This window comes from Zwartia vadi (genome assembly GCF_030410375.1).
Classification (GTDB): domain Bacteria; phylum Pseudomonadota; class Gammaproteobacteria; order Burkholderiales; family Burkholderiaceae_B; genus Zwartia; species Zwartia vadi.
In genome coordinates, this window is record NZ_JAUHHE010000001.1 from 181915 (window position 1) to 208256 (window position 26342).

The following is a 26342-nucleotide window of genomic DNA, read 5'->3' on the forward strand; positions in this document are numbered from 1 at the left end:
CGCCCACAAGGACTAAAGCCTTGTGCGTGCGGGATCAATGGACACACTCAACTAACAATCACTGTCAGAGAGTTAGATCGCCTTGAGCATCGAGGCCGCGTCGCTGACCTCGTATTTGCCGGGACCTTCAACATGCAAGACCTTGACAACGCCGTCAACAATGTAGGCAGCATAACGCTGCGAACGGATACCCATGCCGCGTGCATTGAGGTCAAGTTCCAAACCAAGCGCGCGCGTCCACTCTGCCGAGCCGTCACCCATCATGCGAACCTTGCCTGCGGCTTTCTGGTCACGGCCCCAGGCGCCCATCACAAATGCGTCATTGACAGCCACGCACCAGATTTCATCCACGCCCTTGGCTTTGATGGCATCGTAATGCTCGACATAGCTGGGAACGTGTTTAGCGGAGCAAGTAGGCGTAAAGGCGCCAGGCAAGGCAAACACCAAAATTTTCTTGCCCTTGACGAGATCGGCGACTTTGAAAGCGTTGGGGCCAACGGTGCAGCCTGCTGTTTCAGTTTCGATGAATTCAGTGAGTGTGGCATCGGGGACCCGATCACCTACTTTGATAGTCATATGCGCTCTCCTGAGGCATCACGGGCAGCGACGGCTGCCACACTTGAGCCTAGCGTGGCCTCTATCATAAGCCAGCGAACCCTCTAGTGCGAGAGCAAATCGAAAACAACCTCACGCCCGGCGGCAATCACCACAACGGGCGCATGGGTTTAGGCTTCGTCTTTAACGCGATAGACAAGAACAGCCGTATGCGTAAGCGCGAGCACTTTGGTTGTCACACTACCAAGCAGGAGGCGAGACAAGCCGCTACGGCCATGACTGCCAATGAATATCATATCGCAGTGATAGTCCGTGGCGGCCTGCACGATGCCGTCTGCAATGTTGAAATTGGACACGGCATGTGCGGTGGCTTTGACTCCAGCAGTTTCTGCGCGATCCACCACGCTTTTGAGATACTTTTTAGCCTGCTCGGCATTCGCCTTGTCATAGTCCTCGTCCGTGATCGCATAGGCGGCCGACATACCGTCAAAGCCCATGGTGGCGGCAAAGGGCTGTGAAACATGGAGTGCCACGATCTCGGCTCCCGTCGAGCGGGCATAGGAAATGCCTGCGTTGGCGGACTGCGCGGACAGAGCAGAGCCGTCGGTTGGAATCAATATTTTTTTAAACATGATGATCTTGCCTCCAGAAAGAACTACGAAACCGCATACTAGATCTTAATCTGCGACCGACCAAGAGACTTTAAACAGACTATTGATCCAGATCAAGAGTTGCCAGTCGCGGCCCGATACAACACAGTACAACGCGTACCTGTCCGACAATACGCCAAAATAGGCTTGGGCAAGGTGTTCAACAGCTCGGTAAAGCGCTCGACATCCTGGGCGGTCATCCCGCCGCTGACGACTGGCTGGTACTCGACCGCGAGCCCAGCTGCCTTGGCGGCTGCAATCACCGACGCTGCGGTCGGTTGATCCGGACCAGCCTCATAGTCAGGGCGATTGATGATGACACTTTTAAAACCCGCGGCGGCCACCGCTGCCATGTCACCCGGCTGCAACTGCGGCGCGACGGCAAAATCGGGATTCAAGGCATTAATGGGTGTGGACACAGGGATCTCCTAACAAGTCATCAAAAATCAAAGTCATCTTAATTGAATCAGCTAAATAATATTTGCACTCTAGTATACGTACAGAAGCGCAAATCCAAGCTTCAAATCCAAGCTCGTCATTCAAAGCTAGTATACGCAGCGAAAACCTATGTAAACCACATACACATCATCCGGCTTGTACTGCATGCCTTCCAGACGCATTTGCGAAGGACCATACCACCAGGAGCCCCCCGCCGTCAGATGGGTCTTTCCCTGCGCATCAAGCAACCATTCCCAGACGTTTGCGCCCATGTCATAGAGACCGTTTACTCCGGCACGCGTACGACCGACCGGCGCATGACGCTCCCAACCGTCACGGCCACCTTTTACATTGGCACCTTCGCCCGTATCACCCGTCGGATATTCGTAAGTCTTGCCTTTCACAAACGGGGCGGGGGGATTGTCGCGTTGCTCGGTATAGGCTGCACGTTGCCACTGGGCCTTGGTCGGCAAATCTCCTCCGGCATCCCGGCAAAAAGCGCGCGCCTCCGCCCAAGTCAGATGCACTGCTGGCTCCTCAGGTTGCGCGGGAGAGCCGAAGGGGCTGCGCCAATTCCAGCCTGGGCGCTTTTGCCATCCCATCACATATTCAAAGCCGCCACCGCTTCGCTCAGCTTCCGTCTGAATACCCTTGCGTTGAGCATATTCCGCGAAACGGCCGACACTGACCTCGGTCAGATCGATTTTGAAGTCCCCCATGTCAACCCTCGGACTCGAGGCGAGACTTGGACTGCTCGCCATCATGATCGTCGCAAAAAGGAGGAAGGACGCCTTACACATCACTTTTGATCGAAGGTCTATTTTCAGGGTCATGTTCTTGATCTCTTGGTGCAAGTACAAAATTGAGCGATACTCGACTGTAAACTTTATATCAACAAATGATGTCAATACACACTGGAGATGAAAATGATTTTGGTTGGTCGCTACGTATCACCTTTCGTTCGCCGCGTCGGCGTCGTTCTGCAAACCCTAGGGATGCCTTACGAGCATAAAAGCCTGTCGACCGCCAAAGACGTCGAAGCCATCAAAACCTTCAACCCCATCGCTAAAGTGCCTGTCCTCGTGCTGGACAATGGTGAACACCTGGTTGAAAGCTCTGCGATCATCGATACACTTCTTGAAATGCGTCCAGGCCAAACACTGCTGCCCGCCAGCGGAGCCGAACGGCGCCACATCCTGCAACATTGCGCGCTGATGACTAGCGGTCTGGACAAGGCCATTCAGATTTTGTATGAGCCCCTCAAACGCCCCGCTGAAAAGGTTCACCAGCCCTTCATTGACGGCCTGGGTGCTCAAGTACGCGCCAGCCTGGTGATGCTCGAAGAATTAGCCGCCCAAAACACCTTCCCGGGTGGTGACAAAGCAAGACTGGACTGCTTAACCGTCGCTGTCGGTTGGTTCTTTCTCAACAAAATGCTCCCAAAGGTAGCCGTGGCAGCAGACTTCCCTCACCTCGTCGCCCTCTCAGCGCGGTGCGAAGCTTTGCCGGCCTTCAAGGCTTGTCAGCTCGAAGGTTAAATCCATGCCACAGGCAACACCAGCCATGAAACAAAAAGTTTTTCATGGCTGGTGGATGGTCGCGGGTTGCATGGCTGTAGCGACTGTCGCATGGTCCTTCGGTCTCTACGGACCGAGCGTGTATCTCCACACCATCAGTCAGATGCATGACTGGTCGATCGGTTTGGTCTCTTCTGCATTGACCATCGCCTTTTTAGTGAACGCATCCATACTCAGCTTTGTTGGGAGCGCGATCTCAAAGTTCGGGCCCCAACGAATCATGGCTCTAGGCGCGGCAATCATGGCAAGCGGCTTTCTCGCCATGAGCGGCATCACTCAAGTCTGGCATGTTTACGCAAGCTTTGCCCTCATGGGGTTGGGCTGGGCATGCCTTTCCACCACCGCGATAACCTCCTCTCTGGCACCCTGGTTTGATCGCTACCAGGGTCGAGCCGTCTCCACGGCGATGTTGGGCGCCAGCATCGGCGGGATGGTTGGCGTCCCTTTTTTGCTCGCAATCATCGGAGGTTTCGGATTTTCAAATGCCGTGATTATCGTTGCCTTGATTATCCTGGCAACCGTTTGGCCAATCAGCTTCTTCATCCTGCGACGCAGACCTCAGGATCTGGGTCTGTATCCCGACGGGATCGTGCCAACTGAAAACGAACAAGCAACCGCTCCTCGCACTTGGACGCGCGCAGCGGCACTGAGTACAAAAGCTTTACGTACCATCATGCTGGCTTTTGGTCTAGCACTCATGGTGCAAATCGGATTTCTGACGCATCAGGTTTCTTTGCTGCTCCCGGCGATCGGCCCCTCTGCCACGGCACTATGCGTAACATTGGCCGCAGTACTGGCTTTTTGCGGACGCATTTTGCTGGCACGTTTTTCAGATGGTCTGGACGTCAGAGTGATTGCGTGCGGCGTCCTTCTGAATGCTGCATTCAGTCTGGGTCTCGGCGCACTCTTTCATGATCACACTTGGGCACTGATCATTGCGGTCTTGGGTTTCGGACTTTCGGCTGGCAGCATCACCACCCTGCCGCCGCTCATCGTGCGCCGCGAATTTGGTGCCGCCTCATTTGGCGCGATTTTTGGCGTGGCGGCGATGCTGATGCAACTACTTTCCTCAGTCGGACCCGCATTTTTTGGAGTGTTATACGACTTCAGTGCAGGTTATCAGCTGCCGCTCAGCCTCGCTGCAGGTCTAAACTTTTTTGCCGCTGCAGTCATCATGCACGGCCGTCATCTCGCACCATCACCCACTATGAGTCAGACATGAAGACAGAGCCCTCCATCGAACAACGCCTGACTGATCTTGAAATCAAAACAGGACTGGCCGACGACATGCTCGACCAGCTTAATCAGACAATTTTTCGCCAGCAGCAACAGATCGACGCGCTCGCGAGAGAGCTCAGTGTGCTGCGCCAGCAATTACCGCAAGATCGGAATGTCGGCACACAAAATCTGCGTGACGAACTTCCACCGCACTACTGAGTATTTGAAAGCTGAGCCATCAGATGGATGAATTCGGTTTGGCCATGATTTGCTTGAATAATTCACTTTCGATCCAAGTATTCAACCATCCCCGAGTGGCGACATAAGGACTCTGGGCGAACCACACCGCATCGACCGCTGCAAATTGCCTGACAAAAGGAAATAGTGCGACATCAGCAAGCGCTGCAGTTTGTCCGCCTAAAAATGGCTGTCGAGATAACGCAGCCTCAAGCGCATCCAGCTGACAAGATAAAGCCTCTTGCCGATACTCTGTCGCGAGACGTTCAGGATAGCGTTCAGCATATTTGTACCGATCCAGCCAATGCTTGAATGTCGTGTCATTGCAAGTAATCAGTGACTCCTGCAAAGCATAAGCCTCGGAGCCGGGCAATAAGCGCAACCAACCCTGCGGATCGTTTTGCGCAAGTGCCCAGTGCATGATGTCCAGACTCTGGTCAATCACTTGACCCTCCGCCGTATGCAAAACCGGCACGGTCCCTTTGGGTGATAACGCCAGCATCTCGGGCGGCTTATCGCGCAAACTAATCTCGCGGATTTCCACAGGGATTTCGGCGCACCGCAAAGCCATTCGGGCACGCATTGCGTAAGGGCAACGTCGATAAGAATATAAAACAGCAGACAAAGCTGTCTCCCCTTCAGTCAAGGATTCAAACGCTGCCGACGGATGCTGACGCAGCGACAAAAAAATCCATTAAAGCTTTGGAGGGAGTATAGATCGGTACGTAGCCGCGCATGTAGACCTGGGTATTACGAGTGTAGGCGGCCCATGGTATAGCAGCCCCATCATCGGATAAAGCACCCCGAATGCGGGCGCGCAAAATTCCAGCTGGATTTTCCATATCAACAACGATTTCTGCTTCATCTGCCTTGAAAGTCGACAGATTCAGGACCACATCGTTGGCAACGGTACCGGGCAACAAACAAGCGGTCGCTAAACAACATCCCCCCGTGACGGCTAGGGATTGATGCGCAGACTGAGGGGTGAAATAGCGCACAGTGATGTGACCGCCGCGCTGTGGTGGCGATACCATACAAATTTTTGGAATCGTTTCACTTTGTTCCAACTCAGTGCGTGTCATGCTTGCGCCGTTTCGCTTTTTTAGGCCCATTTTCAAACCTGCCTCAACCCAGATCTGACGCAAACGGTCTTTTAGGGCTTGATCTTGGTTGAGTGCTTCGGGGGACTCATCACCCTGTTTGCCCAGGTCGGCTGACTTCACAATCACCATCGGAACCGCGACATCGAGACAGCTCGCTTCCACCCCGGCAAACATATCTTTGCGGTGACCCGTTGGAAAAAGCTTGCCCGTCTTGGCGCCAATCGGGTTTCGCAGGCTGAGTTCCACACCAGGAAAAGACCCCATGACGCCAGGGATTTCCGTGTCGGCCGGTACGTTCGCATTTCCTTCTGGGGTATTCACACGCGCATCCGTGATGACCTGCGTGTTTGTATTGAAAATTCTTAAACTGGTCAGAGGTGTTTGCGCCTGAATCAAACCGGTTTCCAGCGCGTAGAGCGGCAAAGCGGAAGACATGTTGCCACAGTTGACGCTCCAGTCAATCGCAGACTTGTCCGCAGCGAGCTGAGCGAGTGTGCTGCTCAATTCGGCCTCGGAACCTTCGTGGCGATTGAGCATGAAAACTTTGTTGCTGGTGGCCGGTCCACGTCCCAGTCCACTGATTTGCTTGTTGCCTTTGGTCTCGCCCTCAATGGGTACGCCCATCACGCGACGGATCAGCTCCTCTTTGAGCGGCAGAGACTCTGGCAAATGCGGCTCCCAAATCACCACGCCCGTCGAAGTCCCTCCACGCATGTAATACAAAGGGAAATGGGCGACACCGTTCAACAGTCTGGGCGAGAAACTTGAAAATCCGGGGGGAAGCGGTGCAGTGAGGGCCTTGTTATTCGACATATTTACTCTTAGGTGAGCGAACGACATCACGCTCGCTCACGATTAGACGACTGTATTTATCTGAGAATCATGACCTTGATTTCCTCAAGGGTCACAAAACCATCTTTGTTGGTATCGATTGCATTGAAATTAGAAGCAATGCGAGGCATACCGGCTTTGGCTTCCTCAAGTGTTAATTTACCATCCGCATTTTTATCTGCAGCAGTAAAGCGCTCCTGTGCCTCGTTGATTTGCTTTTGCTGACTCGAAGTCGGCGTCTGCGCATGGGCGCTCAGCGTCACGGCCACGAGGGAAGCAGCAAAAAAACCTGAAAAAATATGACGTACAAACATGGGAATCATCCTGGTGAGTCAAACTATAAAAACAATGCGCGGACTATGAAAATCCTGCACGGACTGTAGCACCCTCATCGTCGACCCTCTCCAAATTTACTCGCAAATACTGACAAACTGCGATGGCCATCGTCATGTGCGACGCTTATCCGCGAGCCAGGGCAACACGATGTTTGCGAGTTGCTCAGGCTCTTCCATCGGCATCATGTGACCACAATGCTTGAGTACAACTAGAGGAGCGCGCGCCGCTTCAGCCATCTCCGTCGACTCTTCCATCGTGCGTAAACGATCCTGATCTGCAGTCACGACGAGCACCGGACATTTGATGTGTTTCATTTGCTCAAGATCAGACTTGCGCTCAAGTGCCGAGAGTCGGGTAAACACCTCGGCACCGAGACGCTCGCCCATGTCCTTGAGTCGGGCAATCAACGTCTCGTCGTTTTCACGATCTACATGCACGGCTCGCTTGAGTGCGCTTCGACTCATCCCACGAAACATCTTTGTCGCAGACCCATCGGTGACCGGCGGAACGGAAGGACGCGTAGAGGTGCCAATCAGCACAAGGGCTTCGACACGCTCTGGCGCCTGATACAACATATGTCGCGAAATGTACCCGCCCAAAGAAAAGCCAATCAAAATGAACCGCTCTGGACAACGGCTTAAATTGCTCGCGGCCAACTCCTGTAATGTTTGACCCTCCCTAAAGTCTGCATAGATCACGTTATAGTCTTTGAGAAAGGGGACAAAATCCCGCCACATGTCATAGTCCGTCATGAAGCCGGGGGCCAGGACAATAGTTGGTTTGTTCATAGGCTGATCACTTTTCATTGCATTCATACCGCATCCAAAACTTGCTGAATCGTTTCAATCATCAAAGGCACATCTGCGTTGGGATTGGCTGCAGTATTACGCAGCCATTTGTTCTGTTCAATCGTGACTGTCGAAGTCATACCGACAGGCAAATGCTTGAGTAGTCGTTCAAATATCTGCGGGTCACGCGCTCGCCAGACAACAATGCCAGTCATCGGCTTGGCATACAGCTCAAGCCTGTTATCTGCACGAATAAAGTCAGCCAGCTTTTCGGCCATGGCCATGCAGCGCTCAATTCTTTGAGCGACCCCTTCTCTTCCCCAGCTCATCAACATGGCGAGCAAAGGGATCGCTGTCGCACCATGAGAGCCCAGTAAACCAATATTGGGCTCAGTCAGATATGCACCTCCAAAACTAATCGCTTCAGTCGCTTTGACAGAATCACGAAAGAAAATGAGTGCGGACTCTTTAGGTTGAAAAAGCCATTTATGTGAAGAAACCGCGACAGAATCTGCCTGTTCAATCCCGACAAGTCGGTCAGAGAAGCGAGTCAAACGCAAAGGTCCGCCCCAAGCGGCATCGACATGTGTCCACGCGGCCTGACCGATCAGCCCAAGAGGATCCAGCGCCCCCACGCTCGTCGTGCCAGCGGTCAACACCAACGCCGCACGGGACAAGTCTGCGGGCAAAGCATCAGCACGCAACACACCCTGCTCATCTGTCGGCACCAGCGTGCAACGCAAACCAAGTATGTGCGCGGATTTTTTGATTGATAAATGTGCCGCATCTGATGCAACCACCTCTTGAATACCGGCGCACTCCCGAGCGGCCCAAAGCGCGGTCAAATTGGCAGCCGATGAACCCGGTGTCATATGCCCGCCCGTCATACCGAAGTACGGACAGAGCCACTCAACGACTTTTTCCTCAAGCTGACGCGCAACGGGTGCAGTGGCGGGATGCAAAAGATTCTGATTGAGTGAGGCATTCCAGAGCGTTGTCGCCCAAGTCACCCAGGGCGTTGGCGGGTCCTTGTGGGCAAACGCAGTTGGCGATCCGAGCCGTGCAGCCTGACCGAAGACGATTGGCGCGAGCTGCTCCAGCGTCGCAACGGAACCCAGCCCCTTTTCTTGCAGACTCGAACCGAGCAGAGCTGGGTCGAGAGGCTCAAGCGTCTTACCCATCAGAGCAATCGCCTGGTGCAAGGCATGCGAGTCGAGCAAAAACTCCTGATCCGGTTCGCGCGGCATGAAACATCAACCCCAATAGATAAAATATTTGATCACAGACAATATCGTTATTATCGCCGAGCTTAGCCACAGATCGTCCGCCCCCGCAAGGCACGAGCCTCATGCACGTCCTCTGTTATTCTTGACCCATGCAGATACTTCAACTCAACCTTGAAAAAGGCTGGCGAGGCGGTGAGCGTCAAACGCTTCTCACCGCCTGCGCGCAACGCGAGCAAGGCCATCATGTCGAGCTCGTGGCTCGCGGTGACGCCGAGCTTGTTCGCAAAGCGCAGGAGCGGGGTTTTACCGTTCATCACGCACGCAATGCGGTGTCTCTGGCGAGATGGCTCGCTTGTCACGGGTCGCGTTTCGATGTGCTGCATGCACAAACCGCGGGAGCGGTCACAGGTGCCGTACTGGCTAAGCCTTTTCACCGACGTCCGATTGTGTTTTCACGTCGCACTGAATTTCCTGTCAAAACAGGACAACTCTTCACCCGACTGAAATGGAAAAGCGTTGACCAACTGGTCGCGATCAGTCAGGCAGCCGCCGCCGAGCCTCGGCGTTTTGGCATAGAGCCCGTCATTATCCCAAGTGCGACACCCGCAATTACCCCGGATACCAATAGAATCCACCAACTCATCCACACACACGGACTTCAAGGCAAGCAACTGATCGGCACCAGTGCGGCACTCACCTCAGAAAAAGATCCACTCACGCTCATTGAAGCCGCTTCGCTCGTTTGCAAAGACCATCCAAATGTCGTCTTTGTCCATTGGGGTGGGGATGGCGCATGTTCAGAAGCTTCGCGCGCCCTCATTTCAAAACTTGGTCTCGATCAGCAATATTTGCTCTTGGGTTTTCAAAAAAACCCTGAGCAGCTATATCCCGCCCTCACCGCGTTCTTATTGTGCTCAAAGTTTGAAGCACTCGGCAGCAGCCTGCTCGACGCCATGTCGCTCGGCATTCCTGTCATTGGCACGCAAACGGGTGGGATTAAGGAAGTGCTGGCGGATGGTCGAGGCTTACTCGTTCCAGTCGGTCAGGCCCACGCTATTGCACAGCGCATAGACTGGATCCTCAGCCACCCCGAGCAAGTCCGACAAATGACCGCCCGGGCTGCTGATTATGTGCGCACCGAGCACGATGTCGGTGTCATGGCACAAAAATACCTGACCCTCTACACCCAGTTAAGCCGTTAAAGCCCGCTGAATGAATTGCTCGAGCGCAGCGGCGGGCAAGGCACCGCTCACACGATTGGTTTCCTTTCCACCTGCATAGGCAGCGAGTGTCGGAATAGAACGGATATTCAGTCGCTGAGACAACATCTGATTATCTTCAGTATTGACTTTGATGTGGAGTACGCGGTTTGCGTGCTTGGCAGCGCTCGCTTTGAATGTAGGCGCAAACATCTGACAAGGTCCACACCACGAGGCCCAAAAATCCGCCACAACTGGCAGAGGTGAGTGCGCCAACAGCTCGTTAAAAGACCATTCATCCACATCGACAGGGGCAGACAACAAATCTTGTTTGCACTTGCCACAAACCGGTGCGCTGTCTAGCCGCTCAACAGGGAGCTGATTTGTTTGATGACAATGGGGGCAAGTCAGTCTCATATGCTTCTCCAGGAGTGGGCGTTTAACCGACCCCTGGTGCGCCACTCACACCGCCACTCAGAGATCGTCTTTCGACACCTTTTGCCAGGTGCTATCAGGATTGAAAGTCGTGATTTGTTTCGCCAATCGTTCCGTTGCTGGACCCAGGTTCTTTTGATACACCTGGCCCGCCTGATTCACCATAAAGGTCATCACACCCGTTTCACCATAGGAGACTGGCCAGGCCAACAATGCATACCCGCCAATCATACGACCATTTACAACATAGTCGAGCGCTCCACCTGGCGCTGCCGATCCTTGCGAGGTCAAAATGCGGAATAAATATCCATGAAAACCACGCTGATCGATGTCATCAATCGACTTGGATTGCGCAAAATACTCGCCAATCGGACTGCGAGGCTCATCCGCATTGGTGGGCCAGTACAAACCATCTTTAGTGCCCGGTGTGCTTTGCAAGCGTTGTGCGTATTGCAATACGCCATCACCCATGCGATCTTTCTCGGCGTATTCCATCTGTGCGTCACCGTAGGCAAGCATCGCTTTGATCGCAGCGATTTCGTTTGAGCCTATTGTCCGCGCCCTCATTTCCTGCATCGCGAGATCAATGTCGAAGCGCCAATCATTACCTTGCTTGACCAAAGGAATGGGCAACGTCCAGCCTTTCTCACCCACACCAATATGTGCCAGCTCAGGATTATCCATCACGATGGTGTGCGCTTTGTCCCAGGCCGCCACAAACCGCTGATATTCCTCTTTGGTGGGAGCTGGAATAAAGGTCTTGTAATCGTCGCCCAGCATCAAACGAAACAAGAGATCATCCTTATTTTTCACAGCATAGCCAAACTCCTCCATCGCCGCCTGAGGTGTTTTAAAAACTTGCTGAATACGTTGCGCCTGAACCGTCGCCGAACCCAACAACAAGCCAAGCGTCATAAGCACTACTGAACTGATGCGTGCAATCATAGTGGTCTCAATAAAAGTCTGAATAATGTTTTATTTAGAATGGGGTGCGCTGTTGATCAATGCGCTTTTATGAATGAGCATGCTTAGCCACGGCCATGTCCCCTCACTCCACCACCGCCCCCGCCAGGACGGCCCCCGCCACCGCCATGTCCGACGTTCGGACGCGAGGCAGCTGCCGCGCTTGCACGACCTCTATCAATGGATTGTCTCCCAGCATCCACGCCCCTGAAAGCATCCGCGCGAGCCGCAGGCTGAGCTTGTGCTGCACGATTTTGTAAAGCATCGCGTTGGGGTGCTGCAGGGCGATTTTGCAAAGCATCACGCTGCGGTGCTGCAGGACGATTTTGCAAAGCATCGCGTTGCGGCGCTGCAGCAGGTCGCGCCTGACCCGCACCACCACCTAAGCCAGCGCCATCCCGCGCAGGCGTGCGATCGCCGGGGCGCCCGGCACCCTGCGCCGGACCATGTCCACGCAAATCATTTCTTGCGTTGACTGCACTCGCATCCCTGGTCGAATATCGCTGACGCGAACCATTGTCGCGATACGCGACCGCTCCGCGGTGTTGCGGATTGTGCTTCCAACTGCTGTTACCTTGACCGGAATAAAAATTGTTGCGATTGATCCGATTGAAATTGTTGACGTTGATATTGACGTCACGATTGTTCCAATTGAACCCACCAAAAATCGCACCCGCTGCCGCAACACCCGCACCCCACATCAGACCATTCACAACAGCCTGACCAGGATACCAACTCATCACACCGGGGTAATAAACAGGAGGGTATGAAGGATACGCCCAGGCTCCATACACAACAGTCGGGTTATATGCCGGAACATACACTACGTTTGGTTGCGCAGGTTCAATGATGATGGTCTGACCTTGCGTGGAAACATTCTGCTGTGTGTTGGAGGTCAAATTACCCGCTTTCTGCGCCTGCTGTCGCAAACGCTGAATAGAGTCCATGACGTCGCCCTGCTGGGCCAGAAACGCATCGCCTAATTTTTGCGTCCAATCAAGTTGATCACTCATCATTGTCAGCACTTGGGGAAAAGCAACGAGCGACTGCACGCTCGGGTCCCAAGTTTGATCACTCACTTTGCTCAGGGCTGCTTCACCACCAGTGTTACCCGAGGATTTAGACCAGCGCGCCGCCTGAACAATTTCAAGCGGATACGTAGCTGCCATGAGCACTTGTGAAAGCAATGCATCTGGATAAAGCGCAATCGGTGCGACCATCGCATCGATTTCCTGCGCTGAAAAAACAGGTGCATTGGCATTTTGCGCTTGGGGTGCGGCAGTGCCATCACCTGCAGATTGCCCAACTGTCGGCGCGGCCCAAACAACAGTTAGAGCAAGAACAATCATCGACAATCGGTATGGGGTCTGCATATGTCATCCTCTGTGGAGTCAAGCTTGCGTGAACAGCGGCGATCAGTTTTAAATCGTGCTGACGAGATGTAAATATTACAATCGTTGCCTATCGCTTAATGACTGCGAAAGCATTAATCTTCTCGTTTATTTAAATAAATCTCTCTATATATATTCGGCGTACGCCATTGGGTTTATTTGATTCGCTGATTATGAAGTTTTTAAACAACATGCTTAGAGCTTGCATCGCCGCCAACGTGTTCGCTCCATTATTTGCTTTGCTTTTATCTCTCATTGCATCGCCTCTAAACGTCTCGCACGCGCAAGGACGGGGCTTGCTGCCGGCTGCCAAAATCAAAGAAAGCGCGGATGAAGTATTGGCGATGATGTCTTACTCCGTTGTGCCTGACTTAACGAGTAGTTTTCTTTCGGTGCGTGACGATCAGGTCGGTCAGAATCGATTATTCATGACACAGTTTGCAGGCGGTGAAACGATCAGTAAAAAAGTTCCTGTCTACCTCGAAGGCTCTGCCGCCTTGATGCGATTCGATCCCGTATTTGTTACTGAGCGTGGTCAAGAGTTTCGTTCTGTTCCCGCACGCTGGAACTCGATCGCTTTATCCGGAGGAGTGGGTTATGACTTTCCTATTGCCCCGAATCTCGTACTGCGACCCATCTTTAATTTTTCACTCGCACATCTTGAGTCAGATGCATCTGTCGCCGGTCGTTTTTTGGACGACAAGTTCGACCCCTCATTTGATTTCCTTAAAAGAGGCCGACTGAATGCATACGGTCTAGGCGGTTCAATCATGCTTGACTACACGCTAGTCAAACCAGAGCATGAAATCGACCTCGAATTACGTTACACCAACATCCGACTGCGAACATTTGATTCTTCCGAAGTGGTCAGCGGCTCAGCCTCCGCCGAAGCTGCAAGCGTCTACGCCAGATATCGCGCACCAACAGGTTTGCAAATGATGGACCGCCCCCTTCGCTACGTCCTTGAGGCCGCCAACACGGTCTATCTTGGTGACCAGAGAGGTTTACTAGGCTTTAACAACTTAACGTCTGTAGGCGTCGGTATTGAATTCGACTCCAGCAAATACAAAGCAGTCGTCACACGCACGCGAGTCGTAGCAAGGTATGCCTTTGGAGATAATGTGCGTGGTTTTGCGATCGGCCTGGCTGTCAGCTTTTAGGAGGTAATTTTCAGGAAAATTGGCGCATAATGGTTGATGAGCCAATAGTTACTATCCAGTTGCCAAGCTGCCATGCCGTCAAACAGACAAAAGAATCAAGATCCCTCTATCATTGCCCATTCGGTCAGATCACTCGTCCAGGAGATCGTCGACTGGAAGAGATTGATTCGTACTGAATGGCCGATGCTTTTGCTGTTAATTGGCGGTATCTCTATTCTACTTCTTGCCTCTGATCCGCTTCCACCACGCAACATCTACTTAGCGGTCGGACAGCCAGGGTCAAGCTTTGAACAGCTGGGCAAGAAATTCCAACCCTATTTTGAAAACGAGGGAATTACGCTTCATCTTGTCAACACAAACGGCTACACAGAGAGTATTCAAGAGATCAGTCGTTCTGGTTCCGAAGTGACAGCAGCCTTCTCTTTAGCAGGCATAACCCCGAAGGGACTCTACCCGAATCTGCAGACGCTTGGCAGTGTTGAGTACGTTCCACTTTGGTTATTTCATCATGGTGAGCCTCTCACATCCCCCGAGGTCATTTCCGCCTTCAGGAACAACAAAGTATCCGTCGGGCCGATTGGAAGTGGTACTGAAATTTTAAGTGAAAGAGTGCTTTCTCTCACAAACACGCGTATTCAAAACAATCCGAACTTTATTCACCTGACCAATGCCGAAGCGATCAAGCAATTGCTCAATGGTGAAATATTTGCGATGTTTATTGCGGATGCGGAAACTGGACCTGTTTTACAACAACTACTCAAGCGTCAAGATCTCCAACTGTTCAACTTTGAATATGCGCAAGCGATCTCGAAAAAACTTCCTTTCCTGAATCCGGTTGTTTTGCCCAAAGGTTCGCTGGACTTGCTTCATCGTCGACCCTCAAGCGATGTGAATATGCTGGCAACGACCGCAACATTGATGATTCACAAAGACACCCACCCCGCTGTTCAATACATATTCATGTCTGCGGCTGAACGCATCAGCCGCAGCCTTGAACCACTTTTCAGCAATCCCGATTTTTTTCCTGCTTATCTCGATCACAACATCCCTTTGAGCCCTATTGCCGCCCGCTATTATGACAAAGGTGCGCCAGCACTTGAAGGGCAACTGCCCTTTTGGCTGGTAAGCTATTTGGACAAAATATGGTTACTACTCGTGGGTATGTTTGCTGTCGTCTATCCACTTTTCAAACTTTTTCCCAACTACCGACATACCCGTGCAGTGCTTCTGATTTCCAATCTTTACGCTGAGCTCATTGAAATTGAACGCCAGGCAGATGTTGCCAAGGACGTTAAAACCTTGCGAACTTTACTCGATCGTCTCAGCGAGATGAATACCGAAACCCTTGAAGTATCCATCCCCACTGACGAGATGAATCGGCTGTATTCCATGAAAGGTTCTCTCAACACTGTTCGCCAATTGATTTTGAACAAGATCAGGGAGATTGAAAAGATTTCGTAAAGGCGCGTATCCAATAGTAAAACCGCCCAAGATATTCACGCACCAGCACATCCGTCATGCGCAAGGCACGCGGATCCGGCATAAAGTCCATCGGCGTCAATGCCTTGGCCCTGACCTTGAAATCCACTGGAAATGCTTCAACCTTGAAACCTTCACGCTCAAACAAAGCCTGCGCCCGAGGCATGTGATAGGCAGAGGTCACGAGCAGAATTCGAGGTTGAGATTGCTCAAAGAGCCGCTTCACGACACGAGCTTCCTCTTCTGTGTTGTAGGCCTCAGCTGAAACACTGATCGCTCGGGCAGGTACGCCGAGACGTTCGGCATACTGTTTCAGCATCGCTCCCTCTGACAACTCGGCTCTCTCCCAGGGTAGTCGTCCACCCGTGAAAATCAATCGCGGTGATTTGCCTGCCTGATATAAATCCACACCTGCAAAAAATCGGTCCGCATCATCCCACTCCTGCATGGGCCCTGTCGATCCTCTCACACCCATCATCATGCCGCTGAGCACCACAATACCGTCCGCCTGGCCAACTGCATCCACCTGGATGTCTCGGCCCTTTCCCTCAAGTCGTTCGAATAAAAAATCAGCCACGAAAAATGTGCTCGCACTGTACAAGACGAATAGTCCAAACAGGCCGTAGCGGCCTTTTTTACTCAGCAGCCCATACAAGATCAGCCCCATCGCAATCACTAGGGGCGAAAGGACAAAGGGCAAAATCTTGTGCAGATAAATCATATCGGGCCTATAAAAACAGTACGACTATTTTCGCCAAGCTCCAATCCGACCGAGTCTAGGATCGAACTTTGATCCGCGCGGCAAAACATGCAATCGAATGCCTGACGCGCCAAACGAATCCACATCGTTCACAACGTAAGCCCGCCTGGCGTCATAAATTTTTACGTGACCGTTTCCCATCACCTCCCAGCGTCCTTCAGGCCGGACAATGAGTGCGGTCTCCTCATCAATCCCAACGCCCAGTAGATGGGGATGATCCAATACCGCACTCACCAAACGATTATCCCGCGACCGTCTGCTGAAATGCTGATCCACAATTGCACCGGGCAACAAACCAAAGCCTTGTGCAACCTCAGAGCTTCTGGGTGCGACCGCATTAGGATCTTCGTTAATGCGACCAGAGCTCGTGCGTCGCTCACCAGTCAGCATGGTGGCCGTCATCACTGCGGCACCGGCTGATGTCCCCCCGACCACCGCGCCCTGTTCGTATAGCTTTTCGATGGTCCACAATGCTCTTGTTCCCAAAAGAGAGTTTGCTAAAAGATTCTGGTCACCACCCAAAAACCAAAATCCGGTGAATCCCTTAAGAACTTTGTCCAAGGCGGTTGACTGAGCTTGCTCACGATCGATATTGAGTATCTCGACGTCGGCACCCAGGGTTTGAAATTCCGCCCTCACTTCATCCGCCTCTTCATCGTATTCAGTCGTCGCCATTGGAAATACAGCGATCTTTGCCCGACCCGAGCCGCCGGCTAATTCAATGAAGCGCTTTTGAACCAGATACGGCGTGTCACCCCCTCCAACAATTATCAGCGTCCCGCGGACGATAGGCTCAACAAAAACCTCAGCCCGGGCAGTCCAAACAACAGTGAACAAGGCGATACATAGGCTCACTCTGATACGCCAGAGTCCAAACAAAAAATTATCTACAGCTTTCATCAATTACGCTTCATTTCTTTTTGAATATGGGCTTTAAAGGCCGTGGCAATAGGCGACAATTTTTTACTGGCCGGATGCACGATATGCCAACTCGACAAAATTGGGAAGCCAGAAACATCGACTACCGCTACACCATGCTCTTTTTGATGGCCATGCAAGGCGTGACGAGAAACGACCCCAATGCCTAGATCTCCAGCCACCGCCTCCTTGATCGCTTCATTGCTGCCAAGCTCCATCCGGATATCAGGGTGAAATTTATTTTTCTTGAAAAACTGATCGACTCCCATCCGCGTACCGGACCCTTTTTCTCTCAGGATAAAACGATATTTTGATAGACTCGCCATGGTAATGCTTTTTAGCTTGATCAGTGGCGCGCGGGTCGCTGCGATCAACACCAAAGGATTATCCATGAATACTTCATCACTCAAGTCAATGTCTTTGGGTGGTTGCGACATGATGTAAAGATCATCGAGATTGTCGCGCATGCGTTGGACAACGCCATCACGATTGAGTATTTCCAGCGACACATCAATCTCTGGATGTCTTTTACAAAATGAACCGATCAGACGCGGCATGAAGTATTTCGCTGTACTCACCACCGCGATCCTGAGTTTGCCGCGCGCAAGCCCTTTGACACCATCTACGCCCTGTTCAAAAGCGTCCCATGTCTGAACCATTGTGCGGGCGGTTTGCTCAAGTTCCCGCCCCATGTCGGTGAGATGCACCTTTTTAGAAATCACCTCATACAGAGGCACGCCGATCGCGAGCGTGACTTCCTTTAGCTGCATGGATGCGGTCGGCTGCGTCACGTGCATCATTCGCGCCGCACCGCTGACGCTGCCAGTTTCCGCTAAAGCAAGAAAAAGCTTGAGCTGTCTGAACGTTATATTCATAGATATTTATCTATATATCAACACACAATAATCGATTTTACAATGAAACCCGAGGAGCTCTAAGATTGCACAAAAGGACGCTCATGCAAAATCTTCTCGACCCCGCCATACTTTTTTTCATTTTCGGTGTGCTCGCCGGCTTCGTTCGCTCCAACCTGGAGATACCGCCCGCTATTTCCCGATTTCTATCGCTCTACTTGCTAATGGCGCTCGGCCTGAAAGGTGGCTTTGCGCTTGCACAGTCCGGCCTGACCTACGAAGTCGCCGCCAGCCTCGGTGCGGCGATTCTGCTAGCACTGATTGTTCCCGTGCTCGGCTATTGGTTGTTGAAACGTTTTTTATCGGGTTTTGATGCAGCGGCCATTGCGGCCACCTACGGCTCAGTCAGCGCCGTGACTTTTGTCACAGCCGTGCAGTTCCTGGAAAATCAAGGGATCGAATATGGCGGCCACATGGCTGCCGCCATGGCGCTCATGGAATCTCCAGCCATCATTCTGGCCGTTGTGCTCGCCAACACTCTTCGGCAGCAATCCTCCGTCCCGGTCGGTAAAATCCTGCACGAATCCTTTACCGATGGTGCCCAGCTCTTGCTGCTTGGCGCGATGGTCGTGGGTCTGGTAACAGGCGAGGCGGGTCAAGCCGCCATGCAGCCATTCTCTGGCGACCTCTTTAAAGGCATGCTTGCATTCTTTTTACTCGACATGGGCCTCATGACTGCGCGCAATCTGCCTCAGCTCAAGGGCATTTCGCCCGGCCTGATCATTTACGCCATTGTTGGACCGCTCCTGCATGCCATGATAGCGTTAGGATTGGCCCTCGTGCTCAATCTGTCACCCGGCAATGCCACGCTGCTCATGGTGCTCGCCGCCAGCGCATCCTATATCGCCGTGCCTGCCGTGCTGCGCTACGCTGTCCCCGAAGCGAATCCCTGTCTGTACTTTGGACTTTCACTCGGCCTGACGTTTCCGTTCAATCTTATTGTTGGCATACCGTTATACGCCAAGGTAGCCGCATACTTTTTAGGATGAGTGTTTTTTGTCGCGCAGTGGCCTGTTCCCCATCAGCCACTGCCGACTCACTCTTTTATCAGAGGTTATCTGCCAGCCAGTCCGCCACCAAGTTAGCGCCGACTTGACGATTGTCTTCCTGACAATGCTCGCTACCGCCATCAAAGGGTGTCAACACTTTAAGCGTTTTGTTCTTTGAGCCAACAGCTTTGTAAAGTTTTTCTGCAAACTCGACAGGAACGATTGTGTCATTTTCACCGTGCAAACAATAAAAAGGACAGGTCATTTTTTGGGCGACACCCTCGAGGTTATAGTCCTCGAGTTTTTTCATGCAGGCATCCATGTCAGGCATACCCAACACCCAGGGCAATTGAAAGCCAGGCGCTGAAATCTTGGTCCCGCCAGACTCCATGATTTTGCGTCGACGCACCCAAGCTTCGTGGTAACTGAAGTGTCCGCCCCAAGCCACACACGCCGCAAAGCGCTGGTCAATGGAAGCTGCGCGCGGCGCATAATAGCCACCCATTGAAAAACCCATCACCGCCACACGCTTAGGATCGACCTCTCGACGGGTTGACAGATAATCATATGCAGCCCCCGCCGGAACTTCGTAGTCATAACGGCTCGGAATTTTCTGAAGTCTGAGCGCTTCGCCCTGTCCCGGACCATCAATCGCCAAAACGTGAATTCCGCGCTTGGCAATTTCTACTCCACCGAACAGCACACTCATTTCTTTTGCATTATCGAGGCCGTCGAACATCACGACCGTCGGCGCGGGTCCCTCGACATCCGCCTTTAAAAACCAGGCGGGCAACGTTGTGCCCTCGTAAGGGACGTCCACACGTTCAATCTCAGGAAAGCGTCGCTCAATACCCTTTTTAAAACAGCTCAAGCACTTTCTGTAGGTGTCCCATTTCTTTTCCGAAGGAGGCACAAAACGCTCTCCACAGAAATAATAAATCGCAGCGCGCAAATAATAGGCACCTGCGGTGAGCTTATGGCCCTTGGCTTCCTCAGCATCGGCAAAGCCCTCGATTCGCTGGGCCATCTTTGTCCACTCTTCCCACCACTTTTCGTTATTACCGACATGGGCTTTTAATTGCTGACCAATCTGATCGATTTCACTAATCGAAGCAGCGCCCCAAGCTTGCATTTCGATCCCAAACATCATGCCTTGGGACCACATGTGATTTTCTGGAAAATACTCAAACCAATGACTCATGAATTTCTCTCTTTTTTAGTCATAATAAAAAACAAATCAAGCTTCCTAGCCCGGATAAAAGGCAAGCTTGGTTTGATCAATTTTGAAAATATCCGCCAACCAGTCGAGCATCAATTCCTGGCCGAGTGTTGGGTTGTCATGTTGACAGTGCTCTGCGCCAGTCTCTTCTTCGGAGGTTAAACGCAGGGTCGCTTGAACGCCATGTTGAGTCGCATAGTCATAGACGGTACGAACGGTTTCGACACCTAACACGTCATGGCCGCCATGAATGATCAGATACGGACACTTCATGTTGTTCAGCACGCCTTCAAGCTTGAAAGGCTTGGCGATTTCGGCGGCTTCAAGCATCGTTTTCGCGCCAAACACCCATTTGATGTGGCCTGCGAGCCCATGGTTATCATCGCGCGCTTTCCATCGCTCATGAATGTCCCAAATCGCGCCGTGAGAAATACAAGCTGCCAAGCGATGATCCATTGATGCCGCGCGCGCCGCATAATAGCCACCCAAACTTGATCCACTGACGGCAATTCTCGATGTGTCCACATCATTTCGCTTGGAAAGCCAGTCAATGCATTTTCCAATCGGCACCTCGTAGTCGTAACGCGTCGTCAGATTATGTCGCCTCAGCGCGCCACCTTGTCCCGGACCATCCACCAACAGCACTGACATCCCGCGCTGAACCGCTCCGCGTCCTGTCATAAACCACAACTCGTCCTTGTAAGAATCCAAGCCACCGACCGAAATCAGCACAGGCTGCTTGTCTCCGCCATTTGCAGACCGAATGAAATAGCCAGGCAAGGTCTTACCGCCCTCATAAGGAATCTCCACGATTTCCGCAGCGGGTTGCATACGCGTAAAACACTTCGCCGAAGCGTTCTCGGCATGCGTGAAGGTATCCAGTCTTCTGGGGTCCTTCGCATCCAGCCAGAACTCGGCCTCACGGTAATAATTTGCTGCGCGCAACCAGCAATTCATTGCTGTGCGGACGTGGCCGAGTTTGATTGCCTCATCGCCGCGCGTATTATTGCGATCAGCGATATGTCTCCATTCCTTGTACCAGCTCTCAAGGTCTCCCGCCTTGATTTTGCTAGCGGCTTGAAACACTTCACTGACCGCGCCCCCGCCCTCCTGTGTCTCGCCTAGACCGCGACGAAACTGATAAGACATCCAAAAGTCGTCGGGCCAGTGATGCCACCCGAACGGTTCATATTTTGGTGGTGTCGCATTTGTCGTTTTCATGTCAGCCAACCTTTAAGTGAGACTCTTTTATTTCTTGTTATCCAGATTGAGGCTTTTGATGATTCCAGCCCATTTGTCATAGTCTTGTTGCCATGTTTTTGCAAACTGCGCGGGTGAACCGGGATCTGCGACAAGACCCAGCTTTTTAGCTTGTTCAAGCACAGCAGGCATCGCCAAGGCTTTATTCACTGCATCATTGACCACCTTGATCCGATCATCCGGAGTATTTTTAGGCGCGATCAAGCCAAACCATCCCAGGGATTCATAGCCCTGCACTGTTTCCCCGATTGTGGCGACCTCCGGTGCAGTCGCAGGACGATTCTTGCCTGTCACGGCAATAGCATTCAGGCGACCAGCCTGCACTTGAGGATACAAACTTGAAAAGCCAAGCACTGTCGCCTCGACACGACCCGCAATCAAGTCGGGCATGATCTGACTGCCCCCTTTGTAAGGGATGTGGTCGTAATTGAATCCCGCTTTTTGTTTAAGCAGCTCAACGGTCAGATGAGGAAATCCGCCTTCGCCGTTTGTCGCCACACGGACTTTGCCAGGGTTCGTTTTTGAGTAGGCAATCAACTCAGATAAAGTCTTCGGTGGAAACTGCGCATTGGTCACGAGCATCATGTAATTGGTAAACGTCATCGCAACAGGCTTAAAGTCCTTAAGCACATTGATCGTCCATTTATTCGTGATGGGAGCGACCGCCAAACTTCCCATTTGGCCCATCGCAAAGGTATAGCCATCAGGCTCTGTTTGCGCAAGCGCTTGCAAACCCAATAATCCTGATGCACCCGGTTTGTTTTCAACCACAATGGACTGCTTGAGCTCAGCACTGATCTTTTCACCGATTAATCGTGAAATGACATCCGCAAGATCCCCTGCAGGATAAGGCACGATGATCTTGATCGGCTTATTGGGATAAGTCTGGGCGCCTGCCACGGAACTCATCGCCAACATCGTCAATGCCGAGAGTGCTGTAACAATCGTACCTAACAGTTTTGCTTTCATTTTCATGCTCCGATAAGAACTAGACAGAAGAACAACTAAGTCACGTTATTTCAATGCATACGGAAACTACTTTGCTTGGTGCTTGCTGCTTTCGTACCAGCCCAAGATTTGCTCACCCGTCATAAAACTCACGTTCTGATGACCAGCGATGTAATCAAGAGCCTCTTCAAAATATCGAATGCGATGGGGGACACCGCTCAAGAAAGGATGAATCGCAATACCCATGATGCGAACGCTTTGCTCACCTTCCTGGTAGAGTCGATCGAAGGAGTCTTTGACGCGAGTCAAAAACACATCCGATGCGTGATGCTGTACCGCCATCATCGGTATATCGTTGAGCTCGACGGGGTAAGGCATCGCGATCAGTTCGCCATGCTTTGTCTCAATCGGAATCGGCTGATCATCCAACACCCAGTCTCCGATGTAACGCACACCCGCCTGCTTGAGTAGATCGACACTATCGAGCGTCTGCGTCAGACCGGGGCCCAACCAGCCTTTAGGACGCCTGCCGGTAAACTGTTCAATCGTATCCAGAGTCAATTTGATCATCGCCGCCTGATCCGGGACTTGATGGGTGGGCGTCTGGATAAAACCGTGCCCCATAAATTCCCAGCCAGCCTCATGCGCCGCTTGTGCCACACGAGGGTATTGGAGACAGACGCTACCGTTAATGGACAAGGTGGGCACAATTCCCCGCCGGTCAAATGCTTCTTTCAGACGCCAGAAACCCACCCGCATCCCATACTCATGCCAAGCCCAGTTCGGGATGTCTGGCAAGGTCGTCACACCCGTTGGAGGCGGCAACACTTGCCTGGGCATGGGGCGCTCGATCGTCCAGTGCTCAACATTCAGAATAGGCCAGACAATCACGCGCTCCCCGTTGGGCCCTTTGAGAGGTGGACGGTCAATGATTGCCGAATACGTTAAACGGTCTGCTGGATTCATTTTTATTCAAGAGTTTGTCAGCGTTGATTCAATTTATTGACGGCCCAGATACCTGTCAATGCATCTTTAAATTTTTCCCATTTAGTGAAACAAAATAACGATTATTTAGTGTTAAATTAATTTTCGTCCCACTATTTGAAAAAAATTCGAGAATGCCTACCGATAAGTCTGCCAGCACTGTTGCCAAAGCCATACAGCTTTTGAAGCTCGTTGCGTCAAGCCATCACCGCAACGCCAGACTGACGGATCTCGCCGAGGTTGCGGGCTTGGAACGCTCGACCGCACATAGACTGCTCCAGCGTCTAGTCAAAGAAGAACTGCTCGTCCGCCCCAACGGACAAAAAGGCTATCGACTTGGCCCCTTGTTACATGAGCTCGGCATGGGCGCGTTACCCCGCACAAACCTGCGGACCCTCTGTCATCCTGCCTTGCGACTGCTCGCTGAACAAACAGGAGACATGGCCTTTCTCGTTGAGCGAAATGGTTTTGAATCCGTGTGCATTGACCGCATTGCCGGAGATTTTTTGATACAAACCCTCACCTCCGGGATTGGGGACAGACATCCATTGGGCGTTGGGGCAGGCGGGCTGGCTATTCTTGCCGCACTCGCAGACGAAGAAGTCGAACATATCTTGTCGAACATCCGTACTCGACTGAATCACTACGAAGCATTCACCACAGACTCCATCAAACAAGCCGTCATGGAAACCAGACTGAGGGGCTACGCCAAAGATACGGGGCATGCCGCCTCGGGGGTGAGTGCTATTGGGAAAGTGCTTCGCTTAAAAAATGACACACCCATCGCAGCGGTTTTTGTCGCTTCAATTTCAAGCAGAATGGATGCCGCCCGCTTGGCCAGTATTGAAAAAAGGCTCACTGCGTCAGTGGCAATGATGGAAAACAGCCTAGGTACTTCGGGAACCTCAGGCGCCTCTGGCACAACACTATAATATTTCTTTCTTCTCCACGATCACCCCAAAATGGAATCCCTCCTCGTCTCAACGGGTGTCGTTGCCCTTGCCGAAATCGGCGACAAAACGCAGCTGTTAGCTTTTATTCTTGCGGCTAGATTTAAAAAGCCTGTTCCAATTATCCTCGGCATCCTGGTCGCCACCATTATCAATCACGGCCTTGCTGGCGCGCTCGGCGCATGGATCACCTCCGCCGTCACCCCTGAAATCCTGCGCTGGGTGCTGGGTCTTTCTTTCATCGGGATGGCGATCTGGACCATGATCCCCGACAAGATAGAAGACGAGGAGACTAAAGTCGCCCAAAAGTTTGGCGTATTTGGTGCGACGCTCATCACATTCTTTCTCGCTGAAATGGGCGATAAAACCCAAATCGCCACAGTCGCCATGGCTGCGCACTATGCCGCCCCCCTCATGGTAGTGATCGGCACAACACTCGGCATGTTGATCGCGGATGTCCCGGCAGTCTTTATCGGCGATAAATTAACCAACAAAATCCCGATGAAGCTCGTTCATTCGATTGCGGCAGCGATTTTTGCCATACTTGGCATCGCGACACTATTCGGGGCCGGTGCTGGATTCGGGTTTTAATAAAAGCCTTTCAATCGAATATTCACCTAGAACCACTCAGAAAAAACACCCAAACTGAAATGGGTCATGTATAAACATACCTCTAACAAAAATACCGGAGATCTGTATGCGCTTAATTTCGACCATGACCCGTGCCCTAGTCACGAGCGCCGCCCTTGTCGCAATGGCGCATGGCACTGCCTCGGCACAGGCCGACTACCCGAACCGCCCCGTATCCGTCATCGTGCCTCAGGCAACAGGCGGTGCGAACGACACAATCGCACGAATTGTGACTGCCAAGCTGAGTGAAATCCTCGGCCAGCAATTCGTGGTGGAAAACCGCCCAGGCGCGGGCGGAAACATCGGCACTGCCATGTCTGCCAAGGCTAAGCCCGATGGCTATACCTTGATGCTCACCACCAACAGCGCGCAGGTGATTAATCCTTGGCTCTATAAAACCACTGGTTTCGATCCGATCAAGGATTTCACACCAGTTGGTCTTGTTGCCAGTGCAGGCTATGTGCTGGTAGCCCACTCCTCCTTTCCAGCCAACAATGTCAACGAACTGATCGCTCAGGCTAAAGCCAACCCAGGCAAGATCAATTACGCCTCGGCTGGCAATGGCACACTCAACCACCTGATCATGGAAATGTTCAAACAACAGGTTGGTATTGATATTCAGCATGTCCCCTACAAGGGCGCTTCTGCTGCTGCTACTGACGTTGCTGGCGGCACAGTGCCCGTTTCTGTTCAAAGCGCACCGTCCTCACTCGCTTTAATCAAGGCTGGCAAGATCAAAGCGCTCGCCGTCACTAACGAAAAGCGCATTACCGCTTTGCCTGATACGCCCGCCGTCAGCGAGACCATCCCTGGATTTGGCTCGACACCTTGGTATGGCATTTTGGCACCTGCCGGCACTCCCGCTGCCATTGTAGACAAGCTCAATGCGGCAATTAAAACAGCCCTGGCTGACAAAGATGTACAAGAGCGTCTGCTCAAGCAGGGTTGCGAACCCTTGCAAAGCACGCCTCAACAGTTCGCCACGCTGATCAAAGATGATTTGGCAAACTGGCAGAAAATAGTCAAAAGCTCCGGTGCACGCGTAGACTAAACCCTTCCAGCGCTGGGCAAGCCGCTCCCATTGGGTGCGGCTTTTTTTTGCCTGCTGTGTTTTTTGCTTAGACAAACCCGTAGCAATAATCAACTTTAAGCTGATTGTATGTGGGATTAAGCGATGATTAAAT

29 protein-coding genes are annotated in these 26342 nt (G+C 52.2%); 10 read left to right on the forward strand and 19 right to left on the reverse strand.

Annotation, left to right across the window (positions count from 1 at the left end; genetic code table 11):
- Positions 1 to 72 precede the first annotated feature (72 nt).
- The 4 genes from QWY27_RS00885 to QWY27_RS00900 form a co-directional block, all read right to left on the reverse strand.
- Positions 73 to 576, reverse strand: coding sequence for a peroxiredoxin (locus QWY27_RS00885; RefSeq protein WP_290193872.1), 504 nt, complete (start codon positions 574 to 576; stop codon positions 73 to 75).
- Between the two features lie 149 nt (positions 577 to 725).
- Complete coding sequence (locus QWY27_RS00890; RefSeq protein WP_290193873.1) at positions 726 to 1187, reverse strand: universal stress protein; 462 nt, start codon at positions 1185 to 1187, stop codon at positions 726 to 728.
- Between the two features lie 92 nt (positions 1188 to 1279).
- Positions 1280 to 1624, reverse strand: coding sequence for a protein tyrosine phosphatase family protein (locus QWY27_RS00895; protein WP_290193874.1), 345 nt, complete (start codon positions 1622 to 1624; stop codon positions 1280 to 1282).
- Positions 1625 to 1750: 126 nt separating this feature from the next.
- A complete protein-coding gene (locus QWY27_RS00900; RefSeq protein WP_290193875.1) occupies positions 1751 to 2407 on the reverse strand; it encodes a formylglycine-generating enzyme family protein in 657 nt (218 codons plus the stop codon).
- Positions 2408 to 2569: 162 nt separating this feature from the next.
- Between QWY27_RS00900 and QWY27_RS00905 the strand changes: the two genes are divergently transcribed.
- From QWY27_RS00905 to QWY27_RS00915, 3 genes are read left to right on the forward strand one after another with little or no spacing between them, the layout of a single operon-like run.
- Complete coding sequence (locus QWY27_RS00905; RefSeq protein ID WP_290193876.1) at positions 2570 to 3181, forward strand: glutathione S-transferase family protein; 612 nt, start codon at positions 2570 to 2572, stop codon at positions 3179 to 3181.
- A 25-nt stretch (positions 3182 to 3206) separates the two neighbouring features.
- Positions 3207 to 4442 (forward strand): MFS transporter, encoded by a 1236-nt coding sequence (locus QWY27_RS00910; RefSeq protein ID WP_290193877.1) that lies wholly within the window; start codon positions 3207 to 3209, stop codon positions 4440 to 4442.
- Positions 4439 to 4657: a SlyX family protein gene (locus tag QWY27_RS00915; RefSeq protein WP_290193878.1), complete on the forward strand. Its 219-nt coding sequence runs from the start codon at positions 4439 to 4441 to the stop codon at positions 4655 to 4657. The genes QWY27_RS00910 and QWY27_RS00915 overlap by 4 nt, the downstream gene beginning before the upstream one ends.
- Positions 4658 to 4676: 19 nt before the next feature.
- On the opposite strand, the gene QWY27_RS00920 is transcribed toward QWY27_RS00915, so the two are convergent.
- From QWY27_RS00920 to QWY27_RS00940, 5 genes are all read right to left on the reverse strand, one after another.
- On the reverse strand, positions 4677 to 5300 hold the full coding sequence (locus QWY27_RS00920) for a glutathione S-transferase (RefSeq protein ID WP_290193879.1): 624 nt from the start codon (positions 5298 to 5300) through the stop codon (positions 4677 to 4679).
- A gap of 25 nt (positions 5301 to 5325) precedes the next feature.
- Positions 5326 to 6591: a PrpF domain-containing protein gene (locus QWY27_RS00925; protein ID WP_290193880.1), complete on the reverse strand. Its 1266-nt coding sequence runs from the start codon at positions 6589 to 6591 to the stop codon at positions 5326 to 5328.
- A gap of 56 nt (positions 6592 to 6647) precedes the next feature.
- Entirely contained in the window at positions 6648 to 6923 is a 276-nt protein-coding gene (locus QWY27_RS00930) for a CREC-EF hand family protein (RefSeq protein ID WP_290193881.1), read from the reverse strand.
- A 132-nt stretch (positions 6924 to 7055) separates the two neighbouring features.
- On the reverse strand, positions 7056 to 7733 hold the full coding sequence (locus QWY27_RS00935) for an alpha/beta fold hydrolase (protein WP_290193882.1): 678 nt from the start codon (positions 7731 to 7733) through the stop codon (positions 7056 to 7058).
- 23 nt (positions 7734 to 7756) lie between these two features.
- Positions 7757 to 8980, reverse strand: coding sequence for a pyridoxal phosphate-dependent decarboxylase family protein (locus tag QWY27_RS00940; protein WP_290193883.1), 1224 nt, complete (start codon positions 8978 to 8980; stop codon positions 7757 to 7759).
- Between the two features lie 128 nt (positions 8981 to 9108).
- Here QWY27_RS00940 and QWY27_RS00945 point away from each other — a divergent pair, with 128 nt between their 5' ends.
- Entirely contained in the window at positions 9109 to 10161 is a 1053-nt protein-coding gene (locus tag QWY27_RS00945; RefSeq protein ID WP_290193884.1) for a glycosyltransferase family 4 protein, read from the forward strand.
- Here the strand turns inward: QWY27_RS00945 and trxC are convergent.
- The 3 genes from trxC to QWY27_RS00960 all read right to left on the reverse strand — a co-directional run bounded on the left by trxC (position 10150) and on the right by QWY27_RS00960 (position 12929).
- Positions 10150 to 10575 (reverse strand): thioredoxin TrxC, encoded by a 426-nt coding sequence (gene trxC, locus QWY27_RS00950; RefSeq protein ID WP_290193885.1) that lies wholly within the window; start codon positions 10573 to 10575, stop codon positions 10150 to 10152. The two genes, QWY27_RS00945 and trxC, sit on opposite strands and share 12 nt — an antisense overlap.
- 57 nt (positions 10576 to 10632) lie before the next feature.
- Positions 10633 to 11538: a DUF2950 domain-containing protein gene (locus QWY27_RS00955; RefSeq protein WP_290193886.1), complete on the reverse strand. Its 906-nt coding sequence runs from the start codon at positions 11536 to 11538 to the stop codon at positions 10633 to 10635.
- A gap of 83 nt (positions 11539 to 11621) precedes the next feature.
- Positions 11622 to 12929 (reverse strand): DUF3300 domain-containing protein, encoded by a 1308-nt coding sequence (locus tag QWY27_RS00960; RefSeq protein ID WP_290193887.1) that lies wholly within the window; start codon positions 12927 to 12929, stop codon positions 11622 to 11624.
- A gap of 209 nt (positions 12930 to 13138) precedes the next feature.
- Here QWY27_RS00960 and QWY27_RS00965 point away from each other — a divergent pair, with 209 nt between their 5' ends.
- Positions 13139 to 14107 carry a hypothetical protein gene (locus QWY27_RS00965; RefSeq protein WP_290193888.1) on the forward strand — a complete coding sequence of 323 codons (969 nt, stop codon included), beginning with the start codon at positions 13139 to 13141 and terminating at the stop codon, positions 14105 to 14107.
- A gap of 72 nt (positions 14108 to 14179) precedes the next feature.
- Positions 14180 to 15568, forward strand: coding sequence for a TAXI family TRAP transporter solute-binding subunit (locus QWY27_RS00970; RefSeq protein ID WP_290193889.1), 1389 nt, complete (start codon positions 14180 to 14182; stop codon positions 15566 to 15568).
- Here the strand turns inward: QWY27_RS00970 and QWY27_RS00975 are convergent.
- From QWY27_RS00975 to QWY27_RS00985, 3 genes are read right to left on the reverse strand one after another with little or no spacing between them, the layout of a single operon-like run.
- Positions 15543 to 16307 (reverse strand): YdcF family protein, encoded by a 765-nt coding sequence (locus QWY27_RS00975; RefSeq protein WP_290193890.1) that lies wholly within the window; start codon positions 16305 to 16307, stop codon positions 15543 to 15545. The genes QWY27_RS00970 and QWY27_RS00975 overlap by 26 nt on opposite strands.
- A 24-nt stretch (positions 16308 to 16331) precedes the next feature.
- Positions 16332 to 17246 carry a cyanophycinase gene (locus QWY27_RS00980; RefSeq protein WP_290193891.1) on the reverse strand — a complete coding sequence of 305 codons (915 nt, stop codon included), beginning with the start codon at positions 17244 to 17246 and terminating at the stop codon, positions 16332 to 16334.
- Complete coding sequence (locus QWY27_RS00985) at positions 17246 to 18139, reverse strand: LysR family transcriptional regulator (protein WP_290193892.1); 894 nt, start codon at positions 18137 to 18139, stop codon at positions 17246 to 17248. Before QWY27_RS00985 ends, QWY27_RS00980 begins: the two co-directional genes overlap by 1 nt.
- Before the next feature lie 83 nt (positions 18140 to 18222).
- On the opposite strand from QWY27_RS00985, the gene QWY27_RS00990 reads away from it, so the two are divergent.
- Entirely contained in the window at positions 18223 to 19167 is a 945-nt protein-coding gene (locus tag QWY27_RS00990) for a sodium-dependent bicarbonate transport family permease (RefSeq protein WP_290193893.1), read from the forward strand.
- Between the two features lie 58 nt (positions 19168 to 19225).
- On the opposite strand, the gene QWY27_RS00995 is transcribed toward QWY27_RS00990, so the two are convergent.
- From QWY27_RS00995 to QWY27_RS01010, 4 genes are all read right to left on the reverse strand, one after another.
- Positions 19226 to 20368 (reverse strand): alpha/beta hydrolase family protein, encoded by a 1143-nt coding sequence (locus tag QWY27_RS00995; RefSeq protein WP_290193894.1) that lies wholly within the window; start codon positions 20366 to 20368, stop codon positions 19226 to 19228.
- A gap of 45 nt (positions 20369 to 20413) precedes the next feature.
- Positions 20414 to 21607 (reverse strand): alpha/beta hydrolase family protein, encoded by a 1194-nt coding sequence (locus QWY27_RS01000; protein WP_290193895.1) that lies wholly within the window; start codon positions 21605 to 21607, stop codon positions 20414 to 20416.
- 27 nt (positions 21608 to 21634) lie between these two features.
- Positions 21635 to 22615, reverse strand: coding sequence for a Bug family tripartite tricarboxylate transporter substrate binding protein (locus QWY27_RS01005; RefSeq protein WP_290193896.1), 981 nt, complete (start codon positions 22613 to 22615; stop codon positions 21635 to 21637).
- Between the two features lie 66 nt (positions 22616 to 22681).
- Positions 22682 to 23560, reverse strand: coding sequence for a polysaccharide deacetylase family protein (locus QWY27_RS01010; protein ID WP_290193897.1), 879 nt, complete (start codon positions 23558 to 23560; stop codon positions 22682 to 22684).
- A gap of 152 nt (positions 23561 to 23712) precedes the next feature.
- On the opposite strand from QWY27_RS01010, the gene QWY27_RS01015 reads away from it, so the two are divergent.
- The 3 genes from QWY27_RS01015 to QWY27_RS01025 all read left to right on the forward strand — a co-directional run bounded on the left by QWY27_RS01015 (position 23713) and on the right by QWY27_RS01025 (position 26209).
- A complete protein-coding gene (locus QWY27_RS01015) occupies positions 23713 to 24510 on the forward strand; it encodes an IclR family transcriptional regulator (protein WP_290193898.1) in 798 nt (265 codons plus the stop codon).
- Between the two features lie 30 nt (positions 24511 to 24540).
- Entirely contained in the window at positions 24541 to 25119 is a 579-nt protein-coding gene (locus QWY27_RS01020) for a TMEM165/GDT1 family protein (protein ID WP_290193899.1), read from the forward strand.
- Between the two features lie 106 nt (positions 25120 to 25225).
- Complete coding sequence (locus QWY27_RS01025; protein WP_290193900.1) at positions 25226 to 26209, forward strand: Bug family tripartite tricarboxylate transporter substrate binding protein; 984 nt, start codon at positions 25226 to 25228, stop codon at positions 26207 to 26209.
- The last annotated feature ends 133 nt before the right edge of the window (positions 26210 to 26342 follow it).